Here is a 24,578-nt window from a genome sequence, read left to right on the forward strand (position 1 = left end):
ATGAAGAGTATTAGAAGCTACAGTGACGAATGAAAATTCAGGAGGTTATTATGGTAGATTTATTAAAATTGTCAGGAAAAAATATTGTCATTATGGGTGTCGCAAATGAACGCAGCATTGGTTGGGGAGTTGCGAAAGCATTATTTTCAGTCGGTGCGAATGTTATTTTCACTTATCGAAAAGATCGATCCCGTGAGAAATTGGAGAAGGCTTTAGAAAAGAATGATCTGCAGGCTACGCAAATCGTGCAATGTGATGTGAATAGTGATGAAAGCATGACACAAGCTTTCAAAACGATCGGAGAACAAGTAGGTGTCATTCACGGACTTGTGCATTCTGTCGCCTTTGCACACCAAGAAGATTTGCGTAATCCATTCGTTGAAACAACCCGTGATGGATATGCATTTGCGCAAGACTCCAGTTCATATTCATTGGTTGCAGCAGCACGTGAAGCACGCCAGTACATGACAGAAGGCGGCGCAATCATAACGATGAGTTATTTAGGAGCGGAACGTGTGCTTGAAGGATATAACGTAATGGGGGTTGCCAAAGCAGCCTTGGAAGCATCTGTACGCTATTTGGCGTCTGAACTTGGAGAACAGAATATTCGTGTCAATGCGATCTCTGCCGGTGCGGTCCGTACACTGTCTGCTAAAGGAGTTCCTTCCTTTAATACGATTCTCGGTCAAATCGAAGAACGCGCTCCACTGAAACGCAATGTCAAACCGGAAGAAGTTTCCGATATGACAATTGCGATGTTAAGCAACTTGTCTAGCGGTGTGACAGGCGAAGTGATTTATGTGGATGCCGGCTATCACATTATGGGGTAATAGATGCAGGATTCTCATTTTGAGAATCCTTTTTTTGCTTTCCATGAGTACAATTACGTGATTCAGAGAATTCTATTCTGTATACTTGACAGAACATTAGTACATATCATATAGTATTACGGCAGCAGATTGGAATTTAATATGCATACAGAAAATTAACAAAATACATGCGCTTCTCAGAGTTCTTCAGGAGGAATTATAAATGAATAGTTTTACCAGGTTTGACACGATAAAACTAGGGCTGACCATGTTCGCCCTTTTTTTTGGCGCAGGGAATATGATATTTCCTCCACTTCTTGGTCAACAAGCGGGAACGCAAATGTGGATCACGCTTGCTGGATTTCTGATCACTGGTGTAGGACTTCCCTATCTTGGCGTAATTGCTGTGACAATGAGTGGAAATCAGCTGAGTGACTTGGCAGGAAAAGCCTCTCCTATATTCGCAACATTCTTTCCATTTATCGTCTATTTGGCACTCGGACCGTTTTTCGGTGTACCGCGAACAGCAACTGTGTCTTTTGAAATTGCCGTGTCACCTTTTGTACCGTCTTCTCATCACGGGCTGGCATTGGCGCTATTTTCGATCGTCTTCTTCGCTGTGACGGTTTGGCTTTCAATGAAACCGAATAAAATGGTCGATCGTTTTGGCAGCCTTTTGACACCTGTGCTTCTTGCCATCGTAACGCTTATTGTTGTGATCGGTATTGTTAATCCATTGGATGCGGCAGGAGCGCCTCAAGGTGCTTTTGCAGAAGATTTCTTCATTAAAGGATTTATAGAAGGATACGGCACGATGGACGCGATGGCCGCGCTCGTTTTCTCTATTATCGTCATTAACGCGGTGAAAGCAAAAGGAATTACAGATAGGAAAGCCATTACCTCCATTACGATGAGAGCAGGTCTGATTGCGGTTGTCGGATTGAGTCTCGTATATGCTGGGCTCGCCTATCTAGGAACAACAAGCCGTGGCGTAGCAGCCGGTGCAACGAACGGTGGAGATATATTGGCAAAGCTCGCTTATGCATTAATGGGAAATAACGGACTATACCTGCTTGGAGCTGCGGTTACACTCGCTTGTTTGACGACGTCGGTAGGATTGGTATCCGCCAGTGCCACGTATCTTTCAAGAGTCGTTACAGCGATTCCTTATAAAGCATTTGTGGTCATTATTTGCGGGTTTTCCACGATCGTCGCGAATATTGGTCTGACGAAATTGCTTGCTGTGACGATTCCAGTGTTGATCGGTATCTATCCGTTAGCAATCGTACTGATTTCATTCCGCCTATTCCATAAGGTGTTCAGAGGTTACCATGAAGTATACATATTCGGTTTAGTCGCCGCTGGTGTAATCGGACTCTTTGATATGCTGATTGCTTTTGGCTTGGAGTTGAAACCTGTAGTCAAGGTACTCGGATACTTGCCCCTATATGAGCAAGGTGTCGGCTGGATCGTGCCAGTTTTAGTGTTCGGCTTGATTGGTTTTGTAATTGCTTTCGCGCAGGGCAAACCGAGAGTCACGCAGGATTAAGTGGTCTGTCTCTCCTCAGTTGCATAGAATATCGTTTCATGGGATAATGGACTAACTACAAATGAATGAGTGATCGCAATGAAAATTCTTAACCAAATCCAACAATTAAAAATGTTTCAAACCTCACCTACAACAGGTGAGGTTTTTTTGTTGCTTATAGGAAACACTAGTAGAGGGGGAAAAAAATAATGATCAATCTCAATCAAAGTCAAAATCATTCTGCTTCTGCTATTATGGCAATCTGGATTAGTTTGCTGAGCAATATCGTCTTAACCGTTTTAAAACTAATCGTCGGGTTTGTTTTTAGAAGCCCTGTGTTACTTGCCGACGGCTTCCATAACGCAGGAGACGTCGTCGCTTCAGCCGCTGCTCTAACTTCTATGCAGATTTCAAAACGCCCTGCTGATGAAGATCACCCATATGGTCACGGCAAGGCAGAAGTGATCGGGTCCGGTATTGTCGCGATCATTTTAGGACTAGCCGCCATTTATATCGCATTCGAAGCGGTAAAGGCGCTATTCGAAGAACCTGCAACGGCCAGCAAAATTGCTTTGTTGACGGCAGTGATCTCATTCATTTGGAAGTATGTACTGTACGTCTATACGATGCGTATCGGGAAAAAGGAAAATAGTAAAGGATTGATCGCAACGGCATACGATCATTTGGCAGATGTCTACGCTTCACTCGCCGCAGTCGTCGGGATTGGCCTGGCGTTAGTTGGAGATCTTTTTGACATTCCCTTCCTTTCTTATGGCGATCCATTTGCCGGTATCGTCGTGTCGGTTCTCGTTTTTCGGTTAGCAATGGAGATCGGTAAAGAGAGTATGGATATTCTTATGGAGAAAAGTGTCAGCGATGAACGTCTCGCTGCGTTTGAAACAGTTATTCTCTCTGTACCTGAAGTGAAGAGAATCGATCGTCTTCGCGCGAGAGAACATGGCCATTACGTGCTGGTCGATATTCGAATTGGTGTAGAGGGAAATTTGACGGTTCAAGAAGGTCATGTAATTTCGAGCAGGATCCGAAATATGATCATGGCGCAAAATGAAGATGTCGACGAAGTGTTAATTCATTTAAATCCGTGGTATCCCGAAAATGAATCCGGTATACTTACTAACGAGGAGTGAACGAAATGAACCCATTAACAATTGATGCATTGGAAATCTGTCTAAAGGAAACTGAAGAAACACTACGCAGCGCAGACTCCGCCTTTTTAAAGGAGCCGATATCCTATCTAAAATCTCACTTACCTGAATTTCTTTACGTAGAATCCCCTGACTTTGACGACTACAAAGTGGATTCACTCGTAATTGAAGTAGATGATATTTTTGGAACATATATGGTGCTTTTCGGTTTACAAGGGAAGAAAAAAGAAGGAGATGCGATTCGTTCTTATATCGAATCCATCCTTCAGCAACAACTCATTGGATTCAGTATCTCTTTTTCAGATAACGAAGGTCTGTGGGAAGTGAATATGCCGCTTGATCCAATTGAAGGTTTTGAAGAGTCCATGCCAATCGAGCAAGTGCTTCAACTTCTTCACCAAGCACTAGATGGTCTGCGCAACCAAATGAAAGCAGGTAAGTAAGTGAGGTCTCCAAAATTTATTTATACGTATATCCGCCATCGTGATGAGCAAGAACTATGTCAGATGGAAATGCGTGCTTTTTTCGGAAAAGACGTGCAGGACAATGTCATCCAGAGCGATATGGAAATCAATCCATCACGCAGTCCATTTATGCAAGCACGACTTGATATATGGATTCAGGCAGATAGTGCGGATTCATTGGCAAAACAAGCTTCTGAACTAGAAATTGGCCAATCATTCAAGACGGTTTGCCTCAATGATATGGAGCTGGCCGGTACCCCGAAGATCGGTCATGCCGAACGCCGTAAAGTCGAACGAAATGTCGGACTACAAATAAAGGGTGAGCCTGAGCTGGATGATCCCAAAGTATTGATTGGGATTATACAATTGGCGGATCAGTGGTATGCAGGAAAGCTGACCCGAAGTTCATCCGACTGGCATGCACATCAACAAAAGCCCCATATGTATTCGACTGCGCTCGGTACTCGATTGGCAAGAGCAGCTGTGAATATTGCTGTGCCACATCCTGAAGGTGTGCGGGTGATCGATCCATGCTGTGGAATCGGGACCGTGCTGGTGGAAGCTTTATCGATGGGGATTCCGATCGAGGGACGGGATATTAATCCGCTAGTCGTCTATGGTTCAAGAAAAAACATTGCGTATTTCGGCTTGGAAGGCACTGTGACAATCGGACCAATCTCAGAAGTGAAAGAAACGTATGACATTGCGATTATCGACATGCCTTATAATTTGTTTACGCATATTACAGCTGAGGGACAACTGGAGATTTTGAAGGAAGCCCGTCGTTTTGCCAAAAGCTGTTTGATCATTACGATTGAAAACATGGATGAGATGCTTACAGTAGCTGGGTTTCATGTGGCGGACCGGTGCCTTGCGCGGAAAGGGACATTTTCTCGAGAAGTGGTTTTGTGTACATAAAAAGAGGCTATGACAGAACGAAAACATAGTCCGTTCCCCTGCGCTCCAAAAGGCACGCTCTTGAATACTAAATGGGTGAGCCTGTAAATATGGCGTACAATAGAAAAAATGCATGAAGGCGAAATTTGTCCTTCATGCATTTTTGAAGTTATGTCCCAGCCACTTATCTCATATCAACAATTTTAAATTCTATAAGAACACTTAAATATTCCTTGTAATAGATTCATTTCACATTTCCTAATAGAATTTTAGGTAGGAGTATTCAATTTTTTTCATGGTAGCCAGCTCCGCTACCTCGCCTTTGTATATTAAATCAAACGTATACTGATCGTTGGTTGAATAAGTTTTGTCCCCATCTTTTTCACTTTACCTCTGTTCCTTTATAATTATATACAGCTTTCCAATGTTCACTTTCACCTTTAAATTGATATTCATTGGGTTTTTTTCTAAACAAGCTGTCAACATTATGATTGTGAATGCTGCGCAAATATCTTTTTCAACTTAATCCCCCCTGCTGTATACTTCGTTAAACCGGAAGAAATTCCTGCTTATTCCAATAATCCTCTCAACTTAATTTGCTATTTCAATGAAAGGTGTTTCCTTATCTTCCATTAATTGAATTGTGTACTTGTCATCACGAATGATCTCTTGTATCTCTGGAAGAGCTAAATATTCCCGTATCGCCTGTTCAATTTCTTCCGTAGTTTCTTTAGAAGTCAGTTGGTCCAAGTTTGATTTAATATATACATAGGCACGCCCGTTTTTCACTTTATACGATATACCTTCCAGTTGATACCTTGATTTCCCTGCCAATGCATCGTGTATATCCGATACAATATAGGCCCATCGGTTATCTTGCTGCCGATGTTCCAAATTGAAGGTTGTTACTTTTACATCCTTCACCTTTAACTTTTCTTTCTTTATTTCATTTTCAATATCTGCGATAATTTCCGTGCTCTCTAAAATATGATCCGGCATATCAATGGTGACGGTGTTCGAAATCCAGGATGTCTTCAAACCTGCCAATTCATGATCTGCTTCTTCGGCATAACCATACGCTGTAAACACTTCCTTCACAATCTCACGTACTTGATCATAAAGATCATTTGATTTTTGTGGACGTGGTGCATCCAATGCTTGAAGAATCTTCACTTCATAGCTGTCATAGCCATTTTCCGATAAAAAGCCCAGTATTTTCGGTTCAAGTTCTTTTGTAGCTTGCTTCAACGTAGAATCATTCAGTTCGAGTGCTATTTCAATGAGGTATGGAGATGGCAAGACCCCTACCGAACTCACCGCATACCCCTCCGCTTCCACTAATTTAAACAGTTGTTCTGTTAAATCGGACGTGTCCTCACCGCCTGAAATACTAGGCGTAATCGATATAGGCAAAACCTTCGCAGCAAGACCAGCCATAGTAGTTGAATAAAAAGGAGACAGGATGAAAAAAGCCATACATACCATGACTGCAACATAAAGGTACTGTTTTGTTTGGCATCTTTTGCTGCGAATTGTGCCATTCATAATTTTAGTTCGTAGTTGACTTTTGGATTCTTTCGTCATCTTTAGTTCTTGTTCCAGATCCTTAAATTCTTCATCCATGAAATCTTTCATAGGTAAACCCTCCTTTTATCAGTTCATTTTTCAATTCAGCCAAGGCTCGTTTCAACGTCATTTTGACCTTGCTTTCAGACCAGTTTAGAATGTCGGCTGTTTCTGCAGTAGAAAACTCTTTTAATTTCCTCAAAATAATTACATGCCGATAAGTCAGCTTTAATTGTTGAATCGTCCGGTAAAGTTGTTCCGTTTGATCATTCATCGCAACAATCTGTTCAGGCATAGGCTTGAAATCTTTTTCATGCATTGTTAAACCTAAATAATGTTGCAGCGGATGTTTTTTTCTGAAATAGTCTTGTGTGACATTAAAAGCAATAGCAAATAACCACGTTTTCGCTGTCGATTGCTGTTCAAATTTCGAATAATTCTTATGTGCTTTCAGGAACGTTTCCTGGGTCAAATCTTCTGCTTGTTGATAATCTCTCACCATTAAGAGTATGTAGCTTAAAATGGATTCTCCATATTCATCGAACCATTCAACCAAGTCGTCTTCTTTCAAAGATGTTCACCTCTTTCTATATACTTAGACGGAATCTGGAATGGAAGCGTCACGTTTTTATAATTTCATTTTTAATCAGTGAGTAAAAGTGATCGCTCAGCAACATATATCACGAATCAAGGAAAAAAGCATTAATCCGCTGTTGGATTAATGCTAATGAAGTGAATCTATTTAAGTTAGCTATAATCCATGCCACTAAACAAAAATAAAACTGCTTATTTGTATGGTAAAATTAATCTAAAGTTAACATGGAGGTGACTTTCATAAAAAGGTTGTTAGCAGCAATAGTTGCAGCTATTATTTTCGCTGTCATTTATTCATCTATTTCCTATGTTCCGCAGTCACAGCGTGAATATAATACGTATTACTTCGGATTCTTTGAAACAGCTTTTTTCGTCATATTATATGCTGGACCTGTTTTTCTTATGGTCGGGATCCCTTGTTCGATACTGATTGATAAATTATCTGAATTAGGAAATCTGCATTCAAAGAAAAACAAGTACATTAAAAGACTGATATTCTATTCAATTGCAGGTCTATTAGTTGGCACTGTCTTCCCTCTAATTTTGATGCCAGGAGATAATTCACTGTCTATCCTCTTTTGGTATAGTCTCATTGGATTTGCGGCATCCACTATCTATTACCATGTACTATTATTGATAACTAGTAATAACCTATTTAAAAGTAAATGATTTAAATTGAAAAGGTGAGTTATGAAAACGTTCGTCAAATTACTTATTGGATTCATGTCCGTGTTTACGCTAACTGGTTGTTTCGGTGAGGAGTATGATTTTACTCCACCCACTGTTCTTTTATCAGATCCTAACACCTTAGAAAGTGTCAAATTAATTGAGACGAATATTGATTGGAATTCTGATAAGGTATACAAAAAAGTAACGGAAGACTATGTAGCTTTTGCAAAAAGCCAAGAACCTTTGCATTTCAGTTCTAAGCAGAAAGTGGATATAGAATTTGATAGTCAGGATTTTGCTGTCGAAGAGCTAAGCGTAGCAGTGTGGGAAAATGATAAGCAGATAGAATTGGAATTACATGACGACCGAAGCTTTTATTTTCCAAAAGAAAAAGGCAAATATGTGCTCGAGGTACAGCTGATTTCTGATAAGGGTAACGCTCAATATGTAGGAAATATTATTATCGAATGAAAACGAAACGACAAATTTTCAGCAAAGCGGAAAGAGAGAAAGATCATGATAAAAAAAATTGATATAAAGAATGAAACAATTGCTGAAGAACTATTAAAACTTCAACTGCTTTCTTATAATGTAGAGGCAGAGTTAATTGACTTCTACGAGATACCTCCATTGAAAGATACCATCAAAACATTACAACAGTGCGATGAAATTTTTTATGGTCATTATGAACAGGACGGGGAGTTAAGTGGGGTAATTTCCATTAAGGTAGAAAAGAATGTCCTAGATATACACCGATTAATGGTGCACCCAAAGCACTTCAGAAAAGGCATTGCCAATATGTTATTGGCATTCGTTGAAGGCAGTGAGAAAGAAATTGATAAAATTATCGTATCAACAGGAACCAAAAACACGCCCGCAGTACGTTTCTATGAAATAAACGGATTCTCAAAAACAGGTGAAACTAGAATAACAGAACAACTTTCCTTAACTTCTTTTATTAAGATTCTTCACTGAGCATATACCTAGAGAACTGGTTGCATAGCCCAATAAAAGATTGATGAAATGAAGATGCCGCTAATTTTTTGAGAATTAGCGGTGTTTTTTAGTTTAGATGCTGAATGATCGGTCAATAATTAAGCACCCAATCAGGCGACTTATTCCTTTTTTATAAACAATCTTATCGTCAATATGAATGCCAGTATGATATAAACCACTATCCACATCGCATCCATCCAAAAATCCATTGCAATGCCATACAATGCATCATCTGTAAAATGGATAATGACTTGGGTTATGGGAGGAAACGGTAAAAGAATCCATTTAAATATAGACAGCTTCTCCGCAATTCCTTCCCCCGCCAATGACACGGCAATGACGAACATGGATGAGAGCCATGCAAACCGTTTTGAATCCTTCTTTATAATAGAGAAAAAGGATCCGAGCAATATACCGAATATTGCTGACACCAAATGTCCGTAAATGACAACACCCAATTGAAGCATTTGAATGTCTTCCTTAAATATAGAAAAGGTTAATGGATACACTATTGCACTCATACCCATCACAAACGCAAAGAGGAAGCAGACGAACCATTTACCATATAAGTACAAACGTTTGCTTTTCAGTTGAACAATCAACAAATCTTTTTCTCCATTTTCCTCTAATGAAAATACAGACATCGCCACCCACGTCATAATTAAATATAATGAAATACATGTAACTGCATAACTGCTCAAAATTGGAACACCGCTGTATGTATAAAAAATGATAATCCATGCTCCGAATAAGGTGATTGGTGGAATGAATGTCAACGAGCGGATATAACTTATCAGTTGATATTTAATGTAACCTGGCATTATCATGCTTTCTCCTTCACTTCCAGTATGGAGCAGTTCGTTTGGAGCAACTTCAGTAATAGTTCATCACTTTTTTCTTGATCCACAGTAATTAGTGCTGTATTGCCGTCAAATTGTATTCGGTTAGGCGGTATAAAACCTAAGTCCTTTTCATCAATAAACTGTACGCGGATCCACTTTTCCTTTTTAAAGTGTGGCTGATAGGAAGTCATTTTTCCGGAACTAATATGTAAAATATCTGTTGCCATTTGTGAAACTAATCCCTCGTCATGTGCTGTAAATAGGATTGGCATTTGCCCTCGAATCTCTTGCAATACAGAGATCAATGTTTGTTGTGATTTCAGATCCAATCCAGTTAGCGGCTCATCTAAAAGAAGGATTTCAGGGCGCATGAGCAATGCTTGAATAATCCCCACTTTCTGTTTCGTACCTTTTGAACAAGCCTCAAGGGGCATAGATAAAAAAGGACTTAAATCAAATAAATCAACATAGTTTGCAATCAGCTGTTCTTTCCCCTCTTCAGCTGCATGAAAGGAAGCTGTAAGAGACAAGTATTCTTTCACTTTAAAACGAATGCCTTCGGGAAAGTGTTCTGGTACATATCCAATTTTGTTCGTATTCCTAATCACTTTACCATCTGTTGGTTCGTAAATGCCTGCTAAAACTTTTAACAATGTACTCTTACCTGAACCATTGCTCCCCTGAACAAACAACACTGATTTCTTTTTACAAGTAAAGGATATATTCTCAAACAAACGATTCCCATCAAAATCCTTACTAACATTACGCGCTTCCAAAACAACCGACACTCATGCACACTTCCTTTCCGAATGTTACATACTAATGAGAATAAACCATTAAACTCACTGTACTTGATTAATAGAAATTCGCGTTGTTCATACGTTTACTATAAGATTAATTCCAATAGATCAAAACAGATACAAAAAAGCAATGCATAATGCAATGCTTTCTTGTATTTGTAACAGATTAGTAAAAATTGGATCACTGTTATTATTTCAATGATGTAGTGTAATCCGCAAGCAATCGTGCACCATATCCCGTTGCCGACTTCGTATAATAGCCTTTCGTCTTCTGCTTATCCATGACGCCCGCCATATCCACATGCAACCAGTTCTTCTTCGGTGCAAATTTACGCAAGAAGAGACCCGCTGTGATTGCACCCGCTTCAGACATCGAGCTGATATTATTACAATCCGCGTATGCGCTATCCAATGATTCTTCATAGACATCAACTAAAGGAAGCGGCCAGATGAAATCACCGTTTTGATCGCCAATTTTCTTCATTTTAAAGGCTAATTCCTCATCACCAAAGACACCGCCGACTTCCGTACCGAGTGCGCTGACTACGGCCCCTGTCAATGTCGCAATATCGACTGTATACTCTGCGCCTAATTCTTCTGCACGAATCAAGCCATCCGCCAGAATCAAGCGACCTTCCGCATCCGTATTGCCGACTTGTACGCTTATGCCGTTCTTATATTGAATGACTTCACCAGGCATTACCGCTTCCGGTCCAGGTGTGTTCTCCACCATCGGAATCAACGCAACGACATTTACTTTCGCATCAGAATACGCAAGAAGTGACATCGCACCGCATACTGCTGCCGATCCACCCATGTCCATTCGCATATCACTATCGTCTCGTCCACCTTTTAAGCTGATGCCGCCAGAATCGTATGTTACACCTTTTCCAACAAGCGCAACAAGTGGTTTTGAAGCATCGGTTTGTAGAGTCATTTCAACAAATGAAGGCTCATACTTACTACCACGGCAAACTGTAAGGACTCCATTCATTTGGCGCTCCTCGATTTCTTTCTTGCCGAGTACATCCACTTTTACCTTTGTACCTTTAAAATAGTCTTTCAGCACTTTCGGATACGTTTGCGGGTTGAGAACATCAGATAATTCATTCATCAGATCGCGGGAAAACTTCATCGCTTCTGCACGGACTACTCCTGCTTTCACTGCCGCTTGGTCCGCATCTTTTATTTCTAACACTGTAATAGGATTCGCTTTCTTTGATTGGTAGCGATCGAAGTGATACGCTCCGAGATGCCAGCCCTCCACAAATGCCGTTACCGCTTCGTCAGCAGACAACCATTTTTGTTCTAATTGCTCTGCGCTGATCGTTGCTGTTTGCACTTTTTGCGCAGATAAGTCTCGGGATACTTCACCCGCAATGTTGCGGATATCGTCGAGTGATTTCCATTGCTTGTCTTTTAAGGCAACGACTTGTTTTCCTTCGAGAACAAATGAAGAATGTCCTCCAGATTGATTGTTTACGAATTGTTTCACCAGTTGATTTTTCGTTAACTGTCCATCATTTGCGAATAAAATTTCTGCGTTAATTTGCATGTATTAGTAGCTCCCCTCATTATTTCGCTTCTCTAAATAGTTTATCATTTTTTATCGAAGAGCGCTAAGCTTAGCGTTGCAATGGGACCGAGCAGTAAAGACAGCAAGAACCAATTGAAGCCGCTTCGATTCTTTCCTTGCGCGAGTACCGCATTAATGAGTGCGAGCGTCCCCCACCCGACAAAATATCCTTCATTCATTTACTATCACTCCATTATTAGTTTGTTATACCATTGTATACGGTTTGAGTGATACGTTGGTTTCATGGACAGTTTGCCAAACAAAAAAGGAACATTCAAGATGCTCCTTTCAATCCAAACTGCTATTCTGTTAGCTATTAATAGCTGTCGGTGCAATGTCATCGTTGGAATTTTGGTAGTTTTGCTCCCCAACTTTTGCACGAATTTCCTCTTCTGACAGCGGTGGCGGAATTTCGTGATCTGCCAGTGCTCTCGTTTCCGGAGGTACTTCAACATTTTCCAATGCAGCATTACGCGCATCAATTTCACGTCCATATTGCTCGCGCTGTTCCACGGTAGATCTTTCGCCCTTCGGTAAATCAGCCATACATGTCACCTCAGTCTCCTGTTTTCCCTTATCTTTCCCCAAATTTGTTATACTAAACCTACTAAGTGAAGCGGAAGGAGTTCGACATTTTGACAACTATTTTAGTGGATGCGGACGGCTGCCCAGTCATTCAAGAAACCATTGCGCTTGCCAATGAATTCAAGTTGCCTTGCGTGTTGATTTGCGACACGGCCCATGAAATGCATCGAGAAGGCGCGGAGACAATTACCGTTTCAAAAGGCGCAGATGCCGTGGACTTTGTATTGGTGAACCGAATCAAAAAAGGCGATATTGTCATCACTCAGGATTATGGATTGGCTGCAATGGCGTTGGCGAAACAAGGTTTGCCAATCGATCAAAATGGCAGACTGTATACAAACGAAAACATCGACCAATTGCTTGCCGCGCGACACCAAGCGCAGAAAATCAGACGTGCTGGAGGAAGATTGCGGGGTCCGAGAAAACGGACGGCTGAGCAGACGGAAGGATTTGTGTCCAGCTTGCGGAAATTGTGCAGCTCGTTATAGAAGGAGTAAATTCTATGGATACAGGCAGGTGTTGAAGAAGTGTTAAAATTATTGATCATGCTTTTTTGTCTATTCATTGCACTGCGGCTTCTTTTTAAAAAAAGACAAATCATTTTAGGTTTATCCGTTAAACAAGTCTTCCTTTCAGTTGTTGCATACCTAGTTGCCGTATTAATTGGGACCGTTTGTATTTATTATATTGGGAACTGGATTGCAAAGAGCTTTGCAAGTCCCTTTCTTCAATATGCTGTATTCATATTGATCATTATTGTTACGTTTGCGTTCGTTCAACCCTTATTGCACAAAGCGGTTAACAGAATCACTGACGGCAAATTGTTCAATGATTAAAAAGCATCGGATAAAAAAGATCCCTTTTGATTTTTTCAAAAGGGATTCTTTTCTTGAAGAGAATACTTATTTTCATAAACCATCTCGCAGGTTTGTTCCTAAACTTTGATTCTCTGTTTTTTATCATTCGATTACGTATAGATCTTTTAGAAGTATTTCCTCAGTTCTATCTTTATAATGTATGGTTACTTTATCTTCATCTTTTATTTTTAGTTGTTTTCCATCATCAAGCAAAAGTGTATTGTTATCTACAAAAGTATATCGAACACTAATCCCTTCTTTCAAAAGTTTTGCCGAAGGAGAAAAATCGTCTCTCATTTCATAGACAAATATAGAATTTATATATCCTTCATCCGAATTTTCCATCGTTAAAAGATAGCGGTTTTCTTTAGATGGTTTGAAGGTAAGTGTAGTAGTCATATCTTGGCTATGAATGTTTGCCTCCACGTTGTCGGCATTTGCTAATCGCATGTCTACAAACGCAAAATAATAAATCGCAATCAATAGAAGAAAAACGGATACTAATGATGAGACAATAACCAAAACCTTTTTTCTGTTGTTGGTGCGTACTTTTTTGAAGTAATCAATATTTCTTTTTTCCTTTGTTCGCTCATTTTCATCTTTTCGGAAAAACTCTTCTTTCATCTCGTTTAGATAACTTCTGCATTCTTCACATTGCGCCATGTGTTTATTCATTTGATTGTTGGTCTTCTCACTAGTTAGCCCTTCGATATAAGCAGAGGCTAAATCCTTAAAAACATTATGTTCCATTGCTTTATTCACCCTTCCTTAATTCTAATTTTGCTCGGTAAAATGTTACTCTTGCCCAGTTTTCTGTTCTTTCAAATACGGTTCCTATCTCTTTAAAAGATAAGTCACCCAACAATCGAAGATATAGTATTTCTCTTTTTTCCTCACTAAGCCGCCGTGCTTTTTTAAAGAATTCCATTACATCTTCATGTCGTATATACTCTTCCTCCAGATCGTAAAATTTTGTTTCTTCAAGACTTAGTGATGTTACCAGCTGCTGTTTTTTATTATTGCGATTGGTTTCTTGTAACCAAACGTTTTTAGCAATCGAACAAAGCCATGTAGAGAATTTTGCTTTACCATTGCTATGATAGTTATTAATGGACTTTACTGCTTGATAAAATGTTTCTTGTGTTAATTCTTCTGCTGAATGAAAGTCATTCGTTAAAGTGAACAAATACTTGAAAATAAAATCTCCATATTCTAGATATATAGTATCTTTATCCACTGCCTACCTCCCTCGTCCAACTTGGAATGATTCGAATTCGAGTAACCTATCTCAATGAAAGGTATTTTGTTGATCTAATTTACCATTTCTTTATAGTAAATCAACATCTCAAATGGCTAATCACTTATATATCCAAAAATTTCAGGTTTCGTTACAACATTTTTAAATTTTCCATTCAAAACTTTGCATAAAAAAATAAACATCTTTTAAAAAGACGCAGATATGCATTTATTTAACTATACGAAAGGATCGATCACAAGACTTATTGAATAAAAGAACTAATTACTTAGGAGACCGAATAGGATAAGGTCTACTTTGCACATTCAAAAAAACACAAGTGGTTTCAATCCTCCACTTGTGTTTTTTGCGTGTTTATGAAAGTTTATAAGCTAATTCCTCGCTAACAATATAGGGCTTTGAACTAAGGTTGGATTTTTATGGAAGCATCCTTTAATTCTAATTCGACTTAATGCCAGCTCCACATAAAGGGATTATAATTACCTCATCTTAAGATTTCGAATACTTTAAGTACCCTGCATAATTAATAGCTGAAGTGATTTCTACATAGAATCCTTTCGCTGCAAGTTTTTTACGAGATTCAGCTATTGCTTCTTCGCCAAATGTAATAAATGTGCCTTCAGTTTCTCGGATTGCTTCTAATATTTGCTTCGACCTTGCTGGCACTGCAATGGCAATCCCCTCTGCTAAAGTTCCTTCAATACGAACGGGCTTTGCAATTAACTCTTGTTTTTCAAACGCTTTAGCCAGTGGTGCGCAATTTTCAGCTTGAATGGCTACAATCTTTGGCATACGTTCAATTTTTCCCGCCTCTAAAAGTTCCTTGAAACCATAATATACACCTAATACTAATGTTCAGTTGCCTACTGGAACAATCACTGTATCGGGTGCTTTTTTTAACTGCTTAAAAATCTCAAATGCATATGTTTTCGTTCCTTCGTAAAAATATGGATTATAGACATGCCTGGCATAAAAAACTTGTTCTTCTTCAACAGCTAATTGGGCCGCAACAGCCACATCTTCTCTTATCCTTTTAATAGCTTTAACCTTTGCTCCATGTGCCTTAATTTGCGCAAGTTTTTTGGGTGAAGTATCGGCACTCACATAAACATCACATTCAATTCCGGCTCTTGCACCATAAGCAGCAATTGCTGTTCCTGCATTCCCACTACTGTCTGCAATCATTTTTTTCACGCCTAGTTGTTTTGCCAGAGTTACTAATACTGCAGCGCCACGATCTTTAAATGAAAGTGTCGGCATCATAAATTCTTTTTTCACAAAAGTACTTGACTCTGCTTCATCTAATACAAGTAAAGGCGTTTGACCTTCACCTAGAGTAACAGATGACCATCCTGCCAAATCTTCTCCAGCGTTCACTGAAGACGCATATCGCCAAATCGATGGATGGCTTGTCCATGGATCTTTTATTGAACCTACTTCGGATTTTAACAGGTTCAGCAGTTCGCCACATTCACATTTCCAGCGAGTTTCTTAAATCGGATAAGTTTCATTACATACTGAACAAATATAATTAGTCATTTTCATCGTCTCCATTATTCGATATTCCCTATTGCTTCATATTCAATTTTGATACAAAGATGTAGAAGGAAATGAAGCAGCCCTCTCAATGGAATAAGCATGAATGTGTATCCATAAAAACTTGTCCCGCAGACCTAGAATTTTTTAAAGTCGTGGAACAAAGGCTTGAAGATAGACCTGAATTGAAAGTTGAGAGTAGGATTTATATGTGGTGCTCATTCTCCTAATTAAGAGAGCAGATCACGCTGAAGGAAGTGGGCAAAAAAATATGGGTGCTTTGGCGAGCCCGTAATGACACGGACTGACAAAACACCCTTCAATAGCTAGAAAAAACACATATTCCATTGTCCCGATGACCATGAAAGCAACCGGCCTCATTGAGTGGCTCGCCTAACCAATAAGCAGACATTTTTAGGGGGTAAAATGAGTATTATTGGTCGTGCCTTTGGCTAATGGACTTACCAATAATATACCCTATCCTTCCAACTCAAAACTTATTTTCAGTTACAAATTCATTTTCTAAGAAATTAGACGTTAAATGATCAATAAAAAAATTGGTATTTTAACTTGACGCGCCGGGTCGCAAGTGACACGATTTTCCACTATTGTTTTATTTTACGTTATCAACAAAATCATATACTTTTTCCAAAGAAAGCAAATGGTGATTGCAATCGTCAGTATCTCGACAGATATAATTCCCTTTTGTAGTATAGGTTCCAGCAATATTGCCTTTTGTTTTTGTCATAAACATACAAACAGGAGTCAGTCGGTTACATATTGCACAAATTTGCTTAGTTTTCGTTTCATCAAATGTACCGGTTAACCCAATCATGCCCTTCCGAGTAGGAACGACCATATATCTTTTTTTCGTTCCAAAATCGTCATAACTAAAAAAAGACATTCTATTATAGTTCAGACTTTCTTTCGGCAACTTCATTTTTTTCACTTTTGGGAAAAGCTTTTGCAACTTCTGCTCTGAAAGCTCCTTGAACGGAATGATGTAAGCTTCTATTTCTACTAGATATTGTTCGGCTGTTTCCTTATCTACAACATTTACTATTTGGTTAAGTAGGTTCCTTTGTGCGGCTGTTACCCCCGCAAACAAATCTACTGTTTTTTCGATTGACAGTGATTCTATCGCGCCAATGACTTGTTGATCATTCACTGTTGCGTGACCATTCACTAGTTGTAATACCTGTCGTTTTATAAAATTAAACTGATCGTTTCTTATAAATTGTTCGTTCTTCATTTCTGTCAGCTCCTCTGTTTTTATGATGATCAAACAAAGTGCAAAGCCTTTAAATCGGAAATGGAGAAACTACATTCAAGCGATTAGATAACCATTCGCCCCATGCAAAGAATCGCCTTTTGATCATCTGGCTTTGCATGAGTCTTTTTAGAAGCTGGCAATGCCATTTGAGTTGCCATCTTCACATCACCTCCCGAAATATCGCCCTCTTTCTAATAGGCGCTACGTCGTTTATCATACAACTTTCTGTCTTTCGAGACAATATTTTTTGTAAACGAATTGCATGTATATAAAACAAACAATAGACTAGTACTACACAAATAACCTATTGTTAACGGCTTTTTCCCCTCAATAATTAAAGTTCCCTATACTTGAGTTGGAACAGATTATTTTGTGTCATTGACGTGGTGCGAACAATATCACTGAAACACCAACCAAGCAGATACCTGCCCCTATAAAATCATATATATCAGGTGTTTTTTTATCAATTCCCCACCCCCATAATACGGATAGAAAGACAAAGACGCCTCCATATGCTGCATACACCCTACCAAAGGATGGGAATGTCTGGAATGTAACTACCACACCGTATAAAACTAATGCTATCCCTCCGAATAGCCCTAAAACAGCAGATTTATCCTCTCGCAACCATTGCCATATTAAATAACCTCCACCGATTTCAGCTAAGCCAGCTAAAAGGAAAATAATAACGACCTTAAACATCTTTAAAACCTCATCTCTTGAATTTCTGCAAACAATATAGCACGTTTATGCGACATGCATGCGATTGTTTATTAAACCATCACACGTGTCAATTTAATAAAGTGTATGTGGTACAATTCCAGTGCTTTGAACTTGACCTTTTCTTACCTTCCCACCCCATTTTCTGAAGCTCTTTTGCGATCAGCATGTTAAAAAAACCATGACCTACCAATACTATCGATGTATGTATTTCAGCGTATACTGCTAATAATTCTGATGCCTTTTCAGCTCGATCTTTTGCTTCTTTCAAGGACTCACAATCTCTTGAATAGCCCAAAAACCATAAACACCTTAAAATCAGGCTCCAAGTACTCGGACTTAGTTTGATACTCCCCACTGATGGATTGGGCAATTCTGTTTCACGAAACAAGGGGTCTGATACAGCTAATAAATTGGGTTTTAACAATCTTGCTGATTCTATAGACCTTTCTAAATCACTTGAAAAAACAATATTTGCCGATGCCATTCTATCAAGCGTATCTTCCGGATAAAAGTTTTCTTCAAAAACCCCTTGATTATCATACTTTCCAACCCAAATCTTAAACTCTTTACATTTCATTCGATTACTATCAGTACACGTAGATCTACCATGCCTAATTAATGAGATTTCCATAGTAACTCTCCTGCTATTCATTTTATGATAATATACCACTAAATGGCCATTTTACTGAATAGGCGGAGGTCCATAATCTGGAATTACGATCGTTTGTTAAAACCTATTTTGTAAGTACCATTTGATATTTCATAATTTGGTCCGATTCCAAAAGATAACAATTACAATTCACCTTTTACTTTTTCTCTTCCATTCTAGCGCCATTCGTTCCAAGTTCTGTACGAAGTTATTTTTACCGTCACTGTATCCTTCAATATCTTTTGGGAACTGTCGGGCAAGTCGCTCCTTTATATCCCCATATTCTTCCGCCGTTCCTTTATGTGAATTAAGATAATCGCGTACTGCAAGATGTCGCTCAATCTGAGTAAAATTATCGGCTTGTAATATATGTAGTTGATGTGTCCTGTTTTCTCCGCCTTTTCTAAAATACCTTCTTCCTTTCATACCCAATTCTCCAAGCGCCTCGTAACCTATTTCAAACATTTTTTCGTTATATTTATTGATATTCTCAATATCTTTGACTATTGGCATAATATCAATGATAGGCTTGGACTTTAAACCCGGAACCGCCGTGCTTCCAATGTGGTGAATCTCAATAATCTCTTCTTTTAATATCTCCTTAATCTTTTCCGCTTCCATTTTGAACAGTTTAACCCAGTTTTCATCATAGTTTGTTACAACAATATTCATAGCACGGTTCACCACGATATCTTACCTCCTTCAATTCCCTTGTTTGCACTCATTTTTATTCAGCTGCTTGGCTCGTTTTTGGAAAATACTGATTCAACTGTCGAACTTCATAAGAAGGATAGTAAATTATAATTTCGAACTACACCACGGACAGAATTCAATTCTTACACTTGAAGAGCCACCATCATGGATTACCAACCCGTATTCGATGTCTTTAGCATAAAAAATTATTATTTTATCAGGACATTCAAATGGATCGCTATGCACATCACATTTGAAATTTGCGTGGTATTCCATATCTTCACAACAGTGTTTTTTCATATATTTCTCCTCCTAAATTTAGCGTTCCATTTGTACGAGATGGACGCAATTATTCGCTGCTATAACGGATAGAGATTGTAATGCCATGCCCTATGAAGGAGAAGCTTTCAAGAGAAGTTATTATAGTATTAGCTGGTGCACCTCCCCAATAATGAACATTATTAAGCCGATCAGTGAAAGCATTATACCTACATAGAAAGGCCACGGATTGTCTTCTCTTTCCTTATCATATGTAAAAAGGGTTACTATGCAAAAGATAAGAGTAATGACAGGAATGAAGCCGTATTGAGGACCGAATGCAAATGCTATCCCACCAAAGATTAATCCAATAAGACCATAGGGATTTTGAGTTGGAATCCGGTCTAGATATTCCTTTTCATTCTCGGATAAACCATCCTTTTTGTCTCCCCATACATCTATATCTTTCATTTCATTGAGCAATTCTATTAACTTGTTAAACGATTTCATAAATCAAATCCACCTCATCATTTGATAGGTAATTCACTTTAAAAGTTTTGGCATTTTGAACTATGTGCGTCTAATTTGCGAGCCCTATACTGTCTTCTAGCCTTATTCGAAATCAGGTCAACTTCAGAAAGAGCACACTAAAATCCATTAGTGCACTCAACTATTGACTGTATGTGTGTATTTATCAAAGATTATAAGTAAACGCTATCTATCTGTATGCATGTGAATAATTATATCTTCTACTTGATTTTTTCTAGACATACGGCTCCCATTATTGCATCCGATAGTTAAAAATCTATCTAGCTAAATCTGTGAAAAACTCCCTCATATCTTCAGGTAATGCTTCAACTGCAAGAACTTTTAATCTTTCAGTTCCTGGCGAAGTCATAATTATATAAGTTTTTTTCTTATATTCAAATAAAGTAAACTGCCCTAGGCTATCTGCTGAATGCTTTTGAATATAATTGAAATCTTCCTCTGAAAAATAGTCTTCATAGCCATCCAATATAAGTTTTTGTGCCTGCTCAAAACTATCTGAAAAATGCAGTTTTTGATATAATTCAAGTGAATTTTTAGGTGTGAAAAAATAGATATAATATACTGATCCACTAACTATAAATAAGAACAAAACAAAGAAGACAATCCAATCTTTTTGCGTTTTTTTCCTTAAAGCTCTCAAGTTTCATCCCCTCTGCATTAATAATTCTTCCCTCTCATAATTGTAAATCCCCTCTTTTTAAACCCATGTTATCTTCTCTTTAAGTAAAATTATTCCTTTTATCAAGAATATTGTTAGTGAAATTAGGGAAGTTTTATACCTTGTTTTTTGAACGAAAAGAAATGTAAAACTTCTACTAAGATTTATTATTTTTTAACCGTTTATCTAGCATTAGCGATGATTCTTATTTCATTATCGTATCCTTTATTTGAATGTCTTTCTAGCATAACTTTCTACTATTTATCTTAAAATGCATCTACTCATTATCTTTTGTGTAAATCTTTTTTAGCGTTGTATTAATATTAACTAGAGCTATCAATATAAAGCCAAGCATTATGAAAGTTATAATTTCACCTGTAAAAAAAGACACGACACCAAATATCAAGGCATATAGCCCATACAAACTGTTATTCATATACAAAACCCCTCTTTTACGACAAACTTGTTCATTTGTTCAACGTTTATGCTGATTCCTATTTCAAAATTAATTCCAGTTCTAGAATAACCTCACCCTATATTAGCATATATTGTAAAATTATAAAAAGCTATTCACCCTTTATATTTATTGCTACCTGGCAGAACTTTAATTTTATTCCAAGCTTTAATTGCATCTTCTCGTTTTTTATTTTTGTTTTGAGGATCCGCAAAATAATCTCTGATGAATTGATTGTATTCGAATTGCGGGCCTATTTGTTTGTTATAGGATGGGTCTTTTTTTCTTTCTTCTTCCTCGTACCACGCTTCCACCACGTCCCGATATGTTTTTCCTGCATTGGCCTTAAAATAATTTTGAATATGCGTGGAGAAATGAAACTTCGGGATGACTGACTGGAAGAAGCCTCTAACTACCTGACTACAACGATGATTTTCTGCAATCACTGTATCTAAATTTAATTCTTCTAATTTTGTTTCTGTCGAGAAAGAACTTCTTTTCCTTGTTGGCTTTTCAATTTTTCCGGTATCGAGAAATATTGCTATTCTCTCTGTAAGTTCAGTTTTAGAACCTGAAGCACTTATCCCATTTTCTCTACAGAAAGATTGTAATTCCTCTTTTAGCCAATAAAAATCACGAAAATTATGTACATCTAAATCCCTTGTTAATTCAGGCCTCAATTATCCTACCTCCGATTTTAAATTCCGAATTAATGAATGCCAATATATTCTCTGTCTTAAAGATAGCCATTACCACCCATTCAGACTCCCCCTTTTTAACTACTATTACATTATAAACTTGTATTCTTCACCATGCCTTTTTCCTATTTATATATGAAAATCTTTAACCAAATTTAAATAGTGCTACAATATTAAAAATACATTCTATATTTCTGAGATAAGGAGACCTAATGAAACTAAAACACTTTTTATTGTGGACTGCTTTGATTTTCATCCTAGCTGCTTGTGATGGAAAGAAATCAGTCTCAAACGAACCCAATGCCCCAAAAGATGTAGAGGCAACTGAGAAAGAAAAAGGATCTGAAACTGATAATGAGACTAAAAAGCAAATTATAGCTGAAGACATTGAGCCTGCCCCACTTCCGCAAACATTAGCTGAGTTAGCTGAATTACCACCTGGTTATACAGGTCCCCAGCTTTTTGGAATACATGAGGAAGACCATCCGAAATTGGATGAATTAACTGCACACTTACCTGATATTTCTGGTGAACCTACAGAGGCACAGCTTGATCACTACTATAATGAAATTTTGGCAGTATTCCAACATGATTTTAAAGGTCCTGAAGAGTTACTTGCCAAGATGCGCTTTCAAGCTATTGGCAACCCGGATATTGAAGATTCCCGGATGCAGTTTAAGGAAAACTTAAATGTCCTTGTGGTACTTGATGCTTCCGGAAGCATGGGAAAAAATCTTGGCGGAGAAACGCAAATGGCCGCAGCGAAAAAGGCCATCACTAATTTTGTGGAAGGCCTGCCTGCCGAAGCCAATGTGGGGCTGCGAATATATGGACATGAAGGTACAGGCAATGCTTCTGACAAAGCCCGTTCGTGTGCAAGCAGTGATTTAATCTATCCAATAGGAAAATACGACAATGCGAATTTTAAAACTTCTTTAGAAAAAGCACAACCGGCTGGATGGACGCCAATTCAATTGGCGATCAACGAAGCTCAGAAAGATTTAGCAGGATTCAAAGGAGATCAAAACACCAATATCGTTTATTTGGTCAGTGACGGGGTTTCAACCTGTGATGACGATCCCGTTGCCGCCGCCAAACAGCTTTATGACTCTGATATTACTCCCATTGTCAATGTCATCGGATTTAATGTCGACAATGAAGGTCAAAAACAGTTGAAAGAAGTAGCCAGAGCAACAGAGGGCACATACGAAGACGTGCAAAATGCAGAAGGACTACAAAACGAGTTAGATCAAATGAAGGAAATAGCGAAAAATTGGAAAAAGTGGAAAGATCAAAAAACAACGAGTATAAATCATGACAAGATAAAAAACTCGCTCGATATCTTTGGCTATGAAGCAGGTGAGTATAAAAAAAGGGTAGATGAAGGAAGTCAAGTTGGAGTAGCCCTACAATATTTATATCAGGATCAAAATTTGATGTCGCGGGAAACCCACGACTATTTAAGAAAAAGAAATTCTGAATACCACAACTGGATTGAAGAAGAATATATTAAATTAAAACGAGAATTAGAAGAACTCAACGAAAAGAAGATTGATGAAGCGTTACAATTACTCGAAGAAAAGTTTAATGAAAATGTGCCAAGAGATTCCTAATACAGGAATCTCTTTTTTTACGGGCTCACTCTCACTGAATAGGCAGCCACTTTTAATAGATTACTTTTTAACAATGGCTTCAAATGTTATGGTTTGAGTTCGGTCTGTTGGATATTGTCCATACTTATAATCTGCTGAGATCATTATATCCTCAAATCCAATCCGTTCAAGGATCATTTTAAATTCTTCAACTCCATACCAACGAAGCGGGAATCGCTCTAGTTCTGTTTGTACAAGTGTTCCGCTGTCCCACTTTTCATAGCGATTATGAGACACAGTGTATTGATTAATATGGTCAACTTCAACAATTTTACTTTCTAATGTAATCATCCCGCCACCCTTAGATTCCCAAGATCTCGTCGAAACTTTGTTTGTCGTTACTTCGGTTTGTAAAAATATGTCCAGTATAAGCTTACCGCCATTAGAAAGATGATTGAAAAAGTTTTTTAGAGCTTTAATTGAGTCTTCTCTTTTATATAGAAGCAAAAAGGTTCCAGTTGGCACGATAATCGCTTCATATTCTGTATCTAAAGAAAATGACTCCATTTTCCCTTCAAATAATTTCGGGTGCAGGCCCCTATTTTCACAGTTATGACGGCATATTTTTAACATCTCTTCTGAAACATCGAAACCGTCAACTTTTAAACCTTTTTCTAATAGTGGTATAAGGATACGTCCCGTTCCGACACCTGGCTCGAGGATGCTCCCCTTACAAGAAGACAATCTTTCGCTATAAAATTCTACATCCCCAAATGAAAGACCAATATATTTGTCTATATCGTATACTTCTGAAGAAAGCCTATTGTAATAACCCAACATATACTTTTCCCTTCTTTCTAATTTGATTTAACATGCCCTTAGTTTACTATA

At 38.3% G+C, this 24,578-nt stretch carries 28 protein-coding genes and 1 pseudogene; 10 read left to right on the top strand and 19 right to left on the bottom strand.

Annotated features, from left to right (window positions below; all coding sequences use genetic code 11):
- Nucleotides 1–50 precede the first annotated feature (50 nt).
- From fabI to H7J92_RS02530, 5 genes are all read left to right on the top strand, one after another.
- Nucleotides 51–830: an enoyl-ACP reductase FabI gene (gene fabI / locus H7J92_RS02510; RefSeq protein WP_221835223.1), complete on the top strand. Its 780-nt coding sequence runs from the start codon at nucleotides 51–53 to the stop codon at nucleotides 828–830.
- A gap of 202 nt (nucleotides 831–1,032) precedes the next feature.
- Nucleotides 1,033–2,358 carry a branched-chain amino acid transport system II carrier protein gene (gene brnQ, locus H7J92_RS02515; protein ID WP_009497892.1) on the top strand — a complete coding sequence of 442 codons (1,326 nt, stop codon included), beginning with the start codon at nucleotides 1,033–1,035 and terminating at the stop codon, nucleotides 2,356–2,358.
- Between the two features lie 188 nt (nucleotides 2,359–2,546).
- On the top strand, nucleotides 2,547–3,485 hold the full coding sequence (locus tag H7J92_RS02520; RefSeq protein ID WP_009497893.1) for a cation diffusion facilitator family transporter: 939 nt from the start codon (nucleotides 2,547–2,549) through the stop codon (nucleotides 3,483–3,485).
- Nucleotides 3,486–3,490: 5 nt separating this feature from the next.
- Nucleotides 3,491–3,946: a hypothetical protein gene (locus H7J92_RS02525; protein WP_040759364.1), complete on the top strand. Its 456-nt coding sequence runs from the start codon at nucleotides 3,491–3,493 to the stop codon at nucleotides 3,944–3,946.
- Nucleotides 3,947–4,885 carry a TRM11 family SAM-dependent methyltransferase gene (locus H7J92_RS02530; RefSeq protein WP_221835224.1) on the top strand — a complete coding sequence of 313 codons (939 nt, stop codon included), beginning with the start codon at nucleotides 3,947–3,949 and terminating at the stop codon, nucleotides 4,883–4,885.
- Between the two features lie 570 nt (nucleotides 4,886–5,455).
- Here H7J92_RS02530 and H7J92_RS02535 read toward each other — a convergent pair.
- Nucleotides 5,456–6,499 carry a DUF4030 domain-containing protein gene (locus tag H7J92_RS02535; RefSeq protein ID WP_221835225.1) on the bottom strand — a complete coding sequence of 348 codons (1,044 nt, stop codon included), beginning with the start codon at nucleotides 6,497–6,499 and terminating at the stop codon, nucleotides 5,456–5,458.
- Entirely contained in the window at nucleotides 6,480–7,001 is a 522-nt protein-coding gene (locus H7J92_RS02540) for an RNA polymerase sigma factor (protein ID WP_009497897.1), read from the bottom strand. Before H7J92_RS02540 ends, H7J92_RS02535 begins: the two co-directional genes overlap by 20 nt.
- 713 nt (nucleotides 7,002–7,714) lie before the next feature.
- Here H7J92_RS02540 and H7J92_RS02545 point away from each other — a divergent pair.
- Together H7J92_RS02545 and H7J92_RS02550 are read left to right on the top strand one after the other, a co-directional pair.
- Entirely contained in the window at nucleotides 7,715–8,164 is a 450-nt protein-coding gene (locus H7J92_RS02545; protein ID WP_009497899.1) for a hypothetical protein, read from the top strand.
- Between the two features lie 45 nt (nucleotides 8,165–8,209).
- Nucleotides 8,210–8,668: a GNAT family N-acetyltransferase gene (locus H7J92_RS02550; protein ID WP_009497900.1), complete on the top strand. Its 459-nt coding sequence runs from the start codon at nucleotides 8,210–8,212 to the stop codon at nucleotides 8,666–8,668.
- Nucleotides 8,669–8,808: 140 nt separating this feature from the next.
- Here H7J92_RS02550 and H7J92_RS02555 read toward each other — a convergent pair whose 3' ends face one another.
- From H7J92_RS02555 to H7J92_RS02575, 5 genes are all read right to left on the bottom strand, one after another.
- A complete protein-coding gene (locus tag H7J92_RS02555) occupies nucleotides 8,809–9,510 on the bottom strand; it encodes an ABC transporter permease (protein ID WP_221835226.1) in 702 nt (233 codons plus the stop codon).
- A gap of 2 nt (nucleotides 9,511–9,512) precedes the next feature.
- The gene (locus H7J92_RS02560; RefSeq protein WP_009497902.1) at nucleotides 9,513–10,319 is read right to left on the bottom strand and encodes an ATP-binding cassette domain-containing protein; all 807 of its coding nucleotides are present in this window, start codon (nucleotides 10,317–10,319) and stop codon (nucleotides 9,513–9,515) included.
- A gap of 202 nt (nucleotides 10,320–10,521) precedes the next feature.
- Entirely contained in the window at nucleotides 10,522–11,886 is a 1,365-nt protein-coding gene (locus tag H7J92_RS02565; RefSeq protein WP_009497903.1) for a leucyl aminopeptidase family protein, read from the bottom strand.
- A 44-nt stretch (nucleotides 11,887–11,930) separates the two neighbouring features.
- Nucleotides 11,931–12,086, bottom strand: coding sequence for a hypothetical protein (locus tag H7J92_RS02570; protein WP_009497904.1), 156 nt, complete (start codon nucleotides 12,084–12,086; stop codon nucleotides 11,931–11,933).
- Between the two features lie 130 nt (nucleotides 12,087–12,216).
- Nucleotides 12,217–12,453, bottom strand: a complete 237-nt coding sequence (locus H7J92_RS02575; RefSeq protein ID WP_040759370.1) for a hypothetical protein — start codon at nucleotides 12,451–12,453, stop codon at nucleotides 12,217–12,219.
- An 89-nt stretch (nucleotides 12,454–12,542) separates the two neighbouring features.
- Here H7J92_RS02575 and H7J92_RS02580 point away from each other — a divergent pair, with 89 nt between their 5' ends.
- Nucleotides 12,543–12,980: a YaiI/YqxD family protein gene (locus tag H7J92_RS02580; RefSeq protein ID WP_040759371.1), complete on the top strand. Its 438-nt coding sequence runs from the start codon at nucleotides 12,543–12,545 to the stop codon at nucleotides 12,978–12,980.
- A gap of 39 nt (nucleotides 12,981–13,019) precedes the next feature.
- Entirely contained in the window at nucleotides 13,020–13,328 is a 309-nt protein-coding gene (locus H7J92_RS02585) for an FtsX-like permease family protein (protein WP_040759373.1), read from the top strand.
- A gap of 123 nt (nucleotides 13,329–13,451) precedes the next feature.
- On the opposite strand, the gene H7J92_RS02590 is transcribed toward H7J92_RS02585, so the two are convergent.
- The 11 genes and pseudogenes from H7J92_RS02590 to H7J92_RS02635 all read right to left on the bottom strand — a co-directional run bounded on the left by H7J92_RS02590 (nucleotide 13,452) and on the right by H7J92_RS02635 (nucleotide 22,077).
- The gene (locus H7J92_RS02590; protein ID WP_246602429.1) at nucleotides 13,452–14,099 is read right to left on the bottom strand and encodes a zf-HC2 domain-containing protein; all 648 of its coding nucleotides are present in this window, start codon (nucleotides 14,097–14,099) and stop codon (nucleotides 13,452–13,454) included.
- 4 nt (nucleotides 14,100–14,103) lie between these two features.
- Nucleotides 14,104–14,586, bottom strand: coding sequence for an RNA polymerase sigma factor (locus tag H7J92_RS02595; RefSeq protein ID WP_221835229.1), 483 nt, complete (start codon nucleotides 14,584–14,586; stop codon nucleotides 14,104–14,106).
- Nucleotides 14,587–15,093: 507 nt separating this feature from the next.
- Nucleotides 15,094–16,143, bottom strand: a pseudogene (locus H7J92_RS02600) (threonine synthase).
- Nucleotides 16,144–16,753: 610 nt separating this feature from the next.
- Entirely contained in the window at nucleotides 16,754–17,392 is a 639-nt protein-coding gene (locus tag H7J92_RS02605; RefSeq protein ID WP_221835231.1) for a FusB/FusC family EF-G-binding protein, read from the bottom strand.
- 396 nt (nucleotides 17,393–17,788) lie between these two features.
- A complete protein-coding gene (locus tag H7J92_RS02610) occupies nucleotides 17,789–18,115 on the bottom strand; it encodes a YnfA family protein (protein ID WP_009497914.1) in 327 nt (108 codons plus the stop codon).
- A gap of 88 nt (nucleotides 18,116–18,203) precedes the next feature.
- Entirely contained in the window at nucleotides 18,204–18,767 is a 564-nt protein-coding gene (locus H7J92_RS02615) for a histidine phosphatase family protein (protein ID WP_221835233.1), read from the bottom strand.
- Nucleotides 18,768–18,935: 168 nt separating this feature from the next.
- Complete coding sequence (locus tag H7J92_RS02620) at nucleotides 18,936–19,457, bottom strand: GrpB family protein (protein WP_078818241.1); 522 nt, start codon at nucleotides 19,455–19,457, stop codon at nucleotides 18,936–18,938.
- 126 nt (nucleotides 19,458–19,583) lie between these two features.
- On the bottom strand, nucleotides 19,584–19,778 hold the full coding sequence (locus H7J92_RS18010) for a DUF6980 family protein (RefSeq protein ID WP_078818168.1): 195 nt from the start codon (nucleotides 19,776–19,778) through the stop codon (nucleotides 19,584–19,586).
- 120 nt (nucleotides 19,779–19,898) lie between these two features.
- Nucleotides 19,899–20,246: a hypothetical protein gene (locus H7J92_RS02625; RefSeq protein WP_009497916.1), complete on the bottom strand. Its 348-nt coding sequence runs from the start codon at nucleotides 20,244–20,246 to the stop codon at nucleotides 19,899–19,901.
- A gap of 295 nt (nucleotides 20,247–20,541) precedes the next feature.
- Nucleotides 20,542–20,925 (bottom strand): hypothetical protein, encoded by a 384-nt coding sequence (locus tag H7J92_RS02630; protein WP_245799518.1) that lies wholly within the window; start codon nucleotides 20,923–20,925, stop codon nucleotides 20,542–20,544.
- A 588-nt stretch (nucleotides 20,926–21,513) separates the two neighbouring features.
- A complete protein-coding gene (locus tag H7J92_RS02635) occupies nucleotides 21,514–22,077 on the bottom strand; it encodes a DUF6434 domain-containing protein (protein WP_078818169.1) in 564 nt (187 codons plus the stop codon).
- A 230-nt stretch (nucleotides 22,078–22,307) separates the two neighbouring features.
- Here H7J92_RS02635 and H7J92_RS02640 point away from each other — a divergent pair, with 230 nt between their 5' ends.
- The gene (locus tag H7J92_RS02640) at nucleotides 22,308–23,708 is read left to right on the top strand and encodes a vWA domain-containing protein (RefSeq protein ID WP_078818170.1); all 1,401 of its coding nucleotides are present in this window, start codon (nucleotides 22,308–22,310) and stop codon (nucleotides 23,706–23,708) included.
- A gap of 60 nt (nucleotides 23,709–23,768) precedes the next feature.
- On the opposite strand, the gene H7J92_RS02645 is transcribed toward H7J92_RS02640, so the two are convergent.
- Nucleotides 23,769–24,527: a class I SAM-dependent methyltransferase gene (locus H7J92_RS02645; RefSeq protein WP_078818171.1), complete on the bottom strand. Its 759-nt coding sequence runs from the start codon at nucleotides 24,525–24,527 to the stop codon at nucleotides 23,769–23,771.
- Between the last annotated feature and the right edge of the window lie 51 nt (nucleotides 24,528–24,578).

The organism is Sporosarcina aquimarina (assembly GCF_019748715.1).
Taxonomy (GTDB): Bacteria; Bacillota; Bacilli; order Bacillales_A; family Planococcaceae; genus Sporosarcina; species Sporosarcina newyorkensis.

Bases quoted from the DNA above. Each gene is read 5' to 3' on its own strand.
- H7J92_RS02545 (WP_009497899.1), top strand. From the start codon at position 7,715: ATGAAAACGTTCGTCAAATTACTTATTGGATTCATGTCCGTGTTTACG.
- H7J92_RS02645 (WP_078818171.1), bottom strand. From the start codon at position 24,527: ATGTTGGGTTATTACAATAGGCTTTCTTCAGAAGTATACGATATAGAC.
- H7J92_RS02620 (WP_078818241.1), bottom strand. From the start codon at position 19,457: ATGAATATTGTTGTAACAAACTATGATGAAAACTGGGTTAAACTGTTC.
- H7J92_RS02610 (WP_009497914.1), bottom strand. From the start codon at position 18,115: ATGTTTAAGGTCGTTATTATTTTCCTTTTAGCTGGCTTAGCTGAAATC.
- H7J92_RS02625 (WP_009497916.1), bottom strand. From the start codon at position 20,246: ATGAAATCGTTTAACAAGTTAATAGAATTGCTCAATGAAATGAAAGAT.
- H7J92_RS02535 (WP_221835225.1), bottom strand. From the start codon at position 6,499: ATGAAAGATTTCATGGATGAAGAATTTAAGGATCTGGAACAAGAACTA.
- H7J92_RS02550 (WP_009497900.1), top strand. From the start codon at position 8,210: ATGATAAAAAAAATTGATATAAAGAATGAAACAATTGCTGAAGAACTA.
- fabI (WP_221835223.1), top strand. From the start codon at position 51: ATGGTAGATTTATTAAAATTGTCAGGAAAAAATATTGTCATTATGGGT.
- H7J92_RS02590 (WP_246602429.1), bottom strand. From the start codon at position 14,099: ATGGAACATAATGTTTTTAAGGATTTAGCCTCTGCTTATATCGAAGGG.
- H7J92_RS02555 (WP_221835226.1), bottom strand. From the start codon at position 9,510: ATGCCAGGTTACATTAAATATCAACTGATAAGTTATATCCGCTCGTTG.
- brnQ (WP_009497892.1), top strand. From the start codon at position 1,033: ATGAATAGTTTTACCAGGTTTGACACGATAAAACTAGGGCTGACCATG.
- H7J92_RS02520 (WP_009497893.1), top strand. From the start codon at position 2,547: ATGATCAATCTCAATCAAAGTCAAAATCATTCTGCTTCTGCTATTATG.
- H7J92_RS02605 (WP_221835231.1), bottom strand. From the start codon at position 17,392: ATGAAGAACGAACAATTTATAAGAAACGATCAGTTTAATTTTATAAAA.
- H7J92_RS02525 (WP_040759364.1), top strand. From the start codon at position 3,491: ATGAACCCATTAACAATTGATGCATTGGAAATCTGTCTAAAGGAAACT.
- H7J92_RS02565 (WP_009497903.1), bottom strand. From the start codon at position 11,886: ATGCAAATTAACGCAGAAATTTTATTCGCAAATGATGGACAGTTAACG.
- H7J92_RS02570 (WP_009497904.1), bottom strand. From the start codon at position 12,086: ATGAATGAAGGATATTTTGTCGGGTGGGGGACGCTCGCACTCATTAAT.
- H7J92_RS02575 (WP_040759370.1), bottom strand. From the start codon at position 12,453: ATGGCTGATTTACCGAAGGGCGAAAGATCTACCGTGGAACAGCGCGAG.
- H7J92_RS02615 (WP_221835233.1), bottom strand. From the start codon at position 18,767: ATGGAAATCTCATTAATTAGGCATGGTAGATCTACGTGTACTGATAGT.
- H7J92_RS02640 (WP_078818170.1), top strand. From the start codon at position 22,308: ATGAAACTAAAACACTTTTTATTGTGGACTGCTTTGATTTTCATCCTA.
- H7J92_RS18010 (WP_078818168.1), bottom strand. From the start codon at position 19,778: ATGAAAAAACACTGTTGTGAAGATATGGAATACCACGCAAATTTCAAA.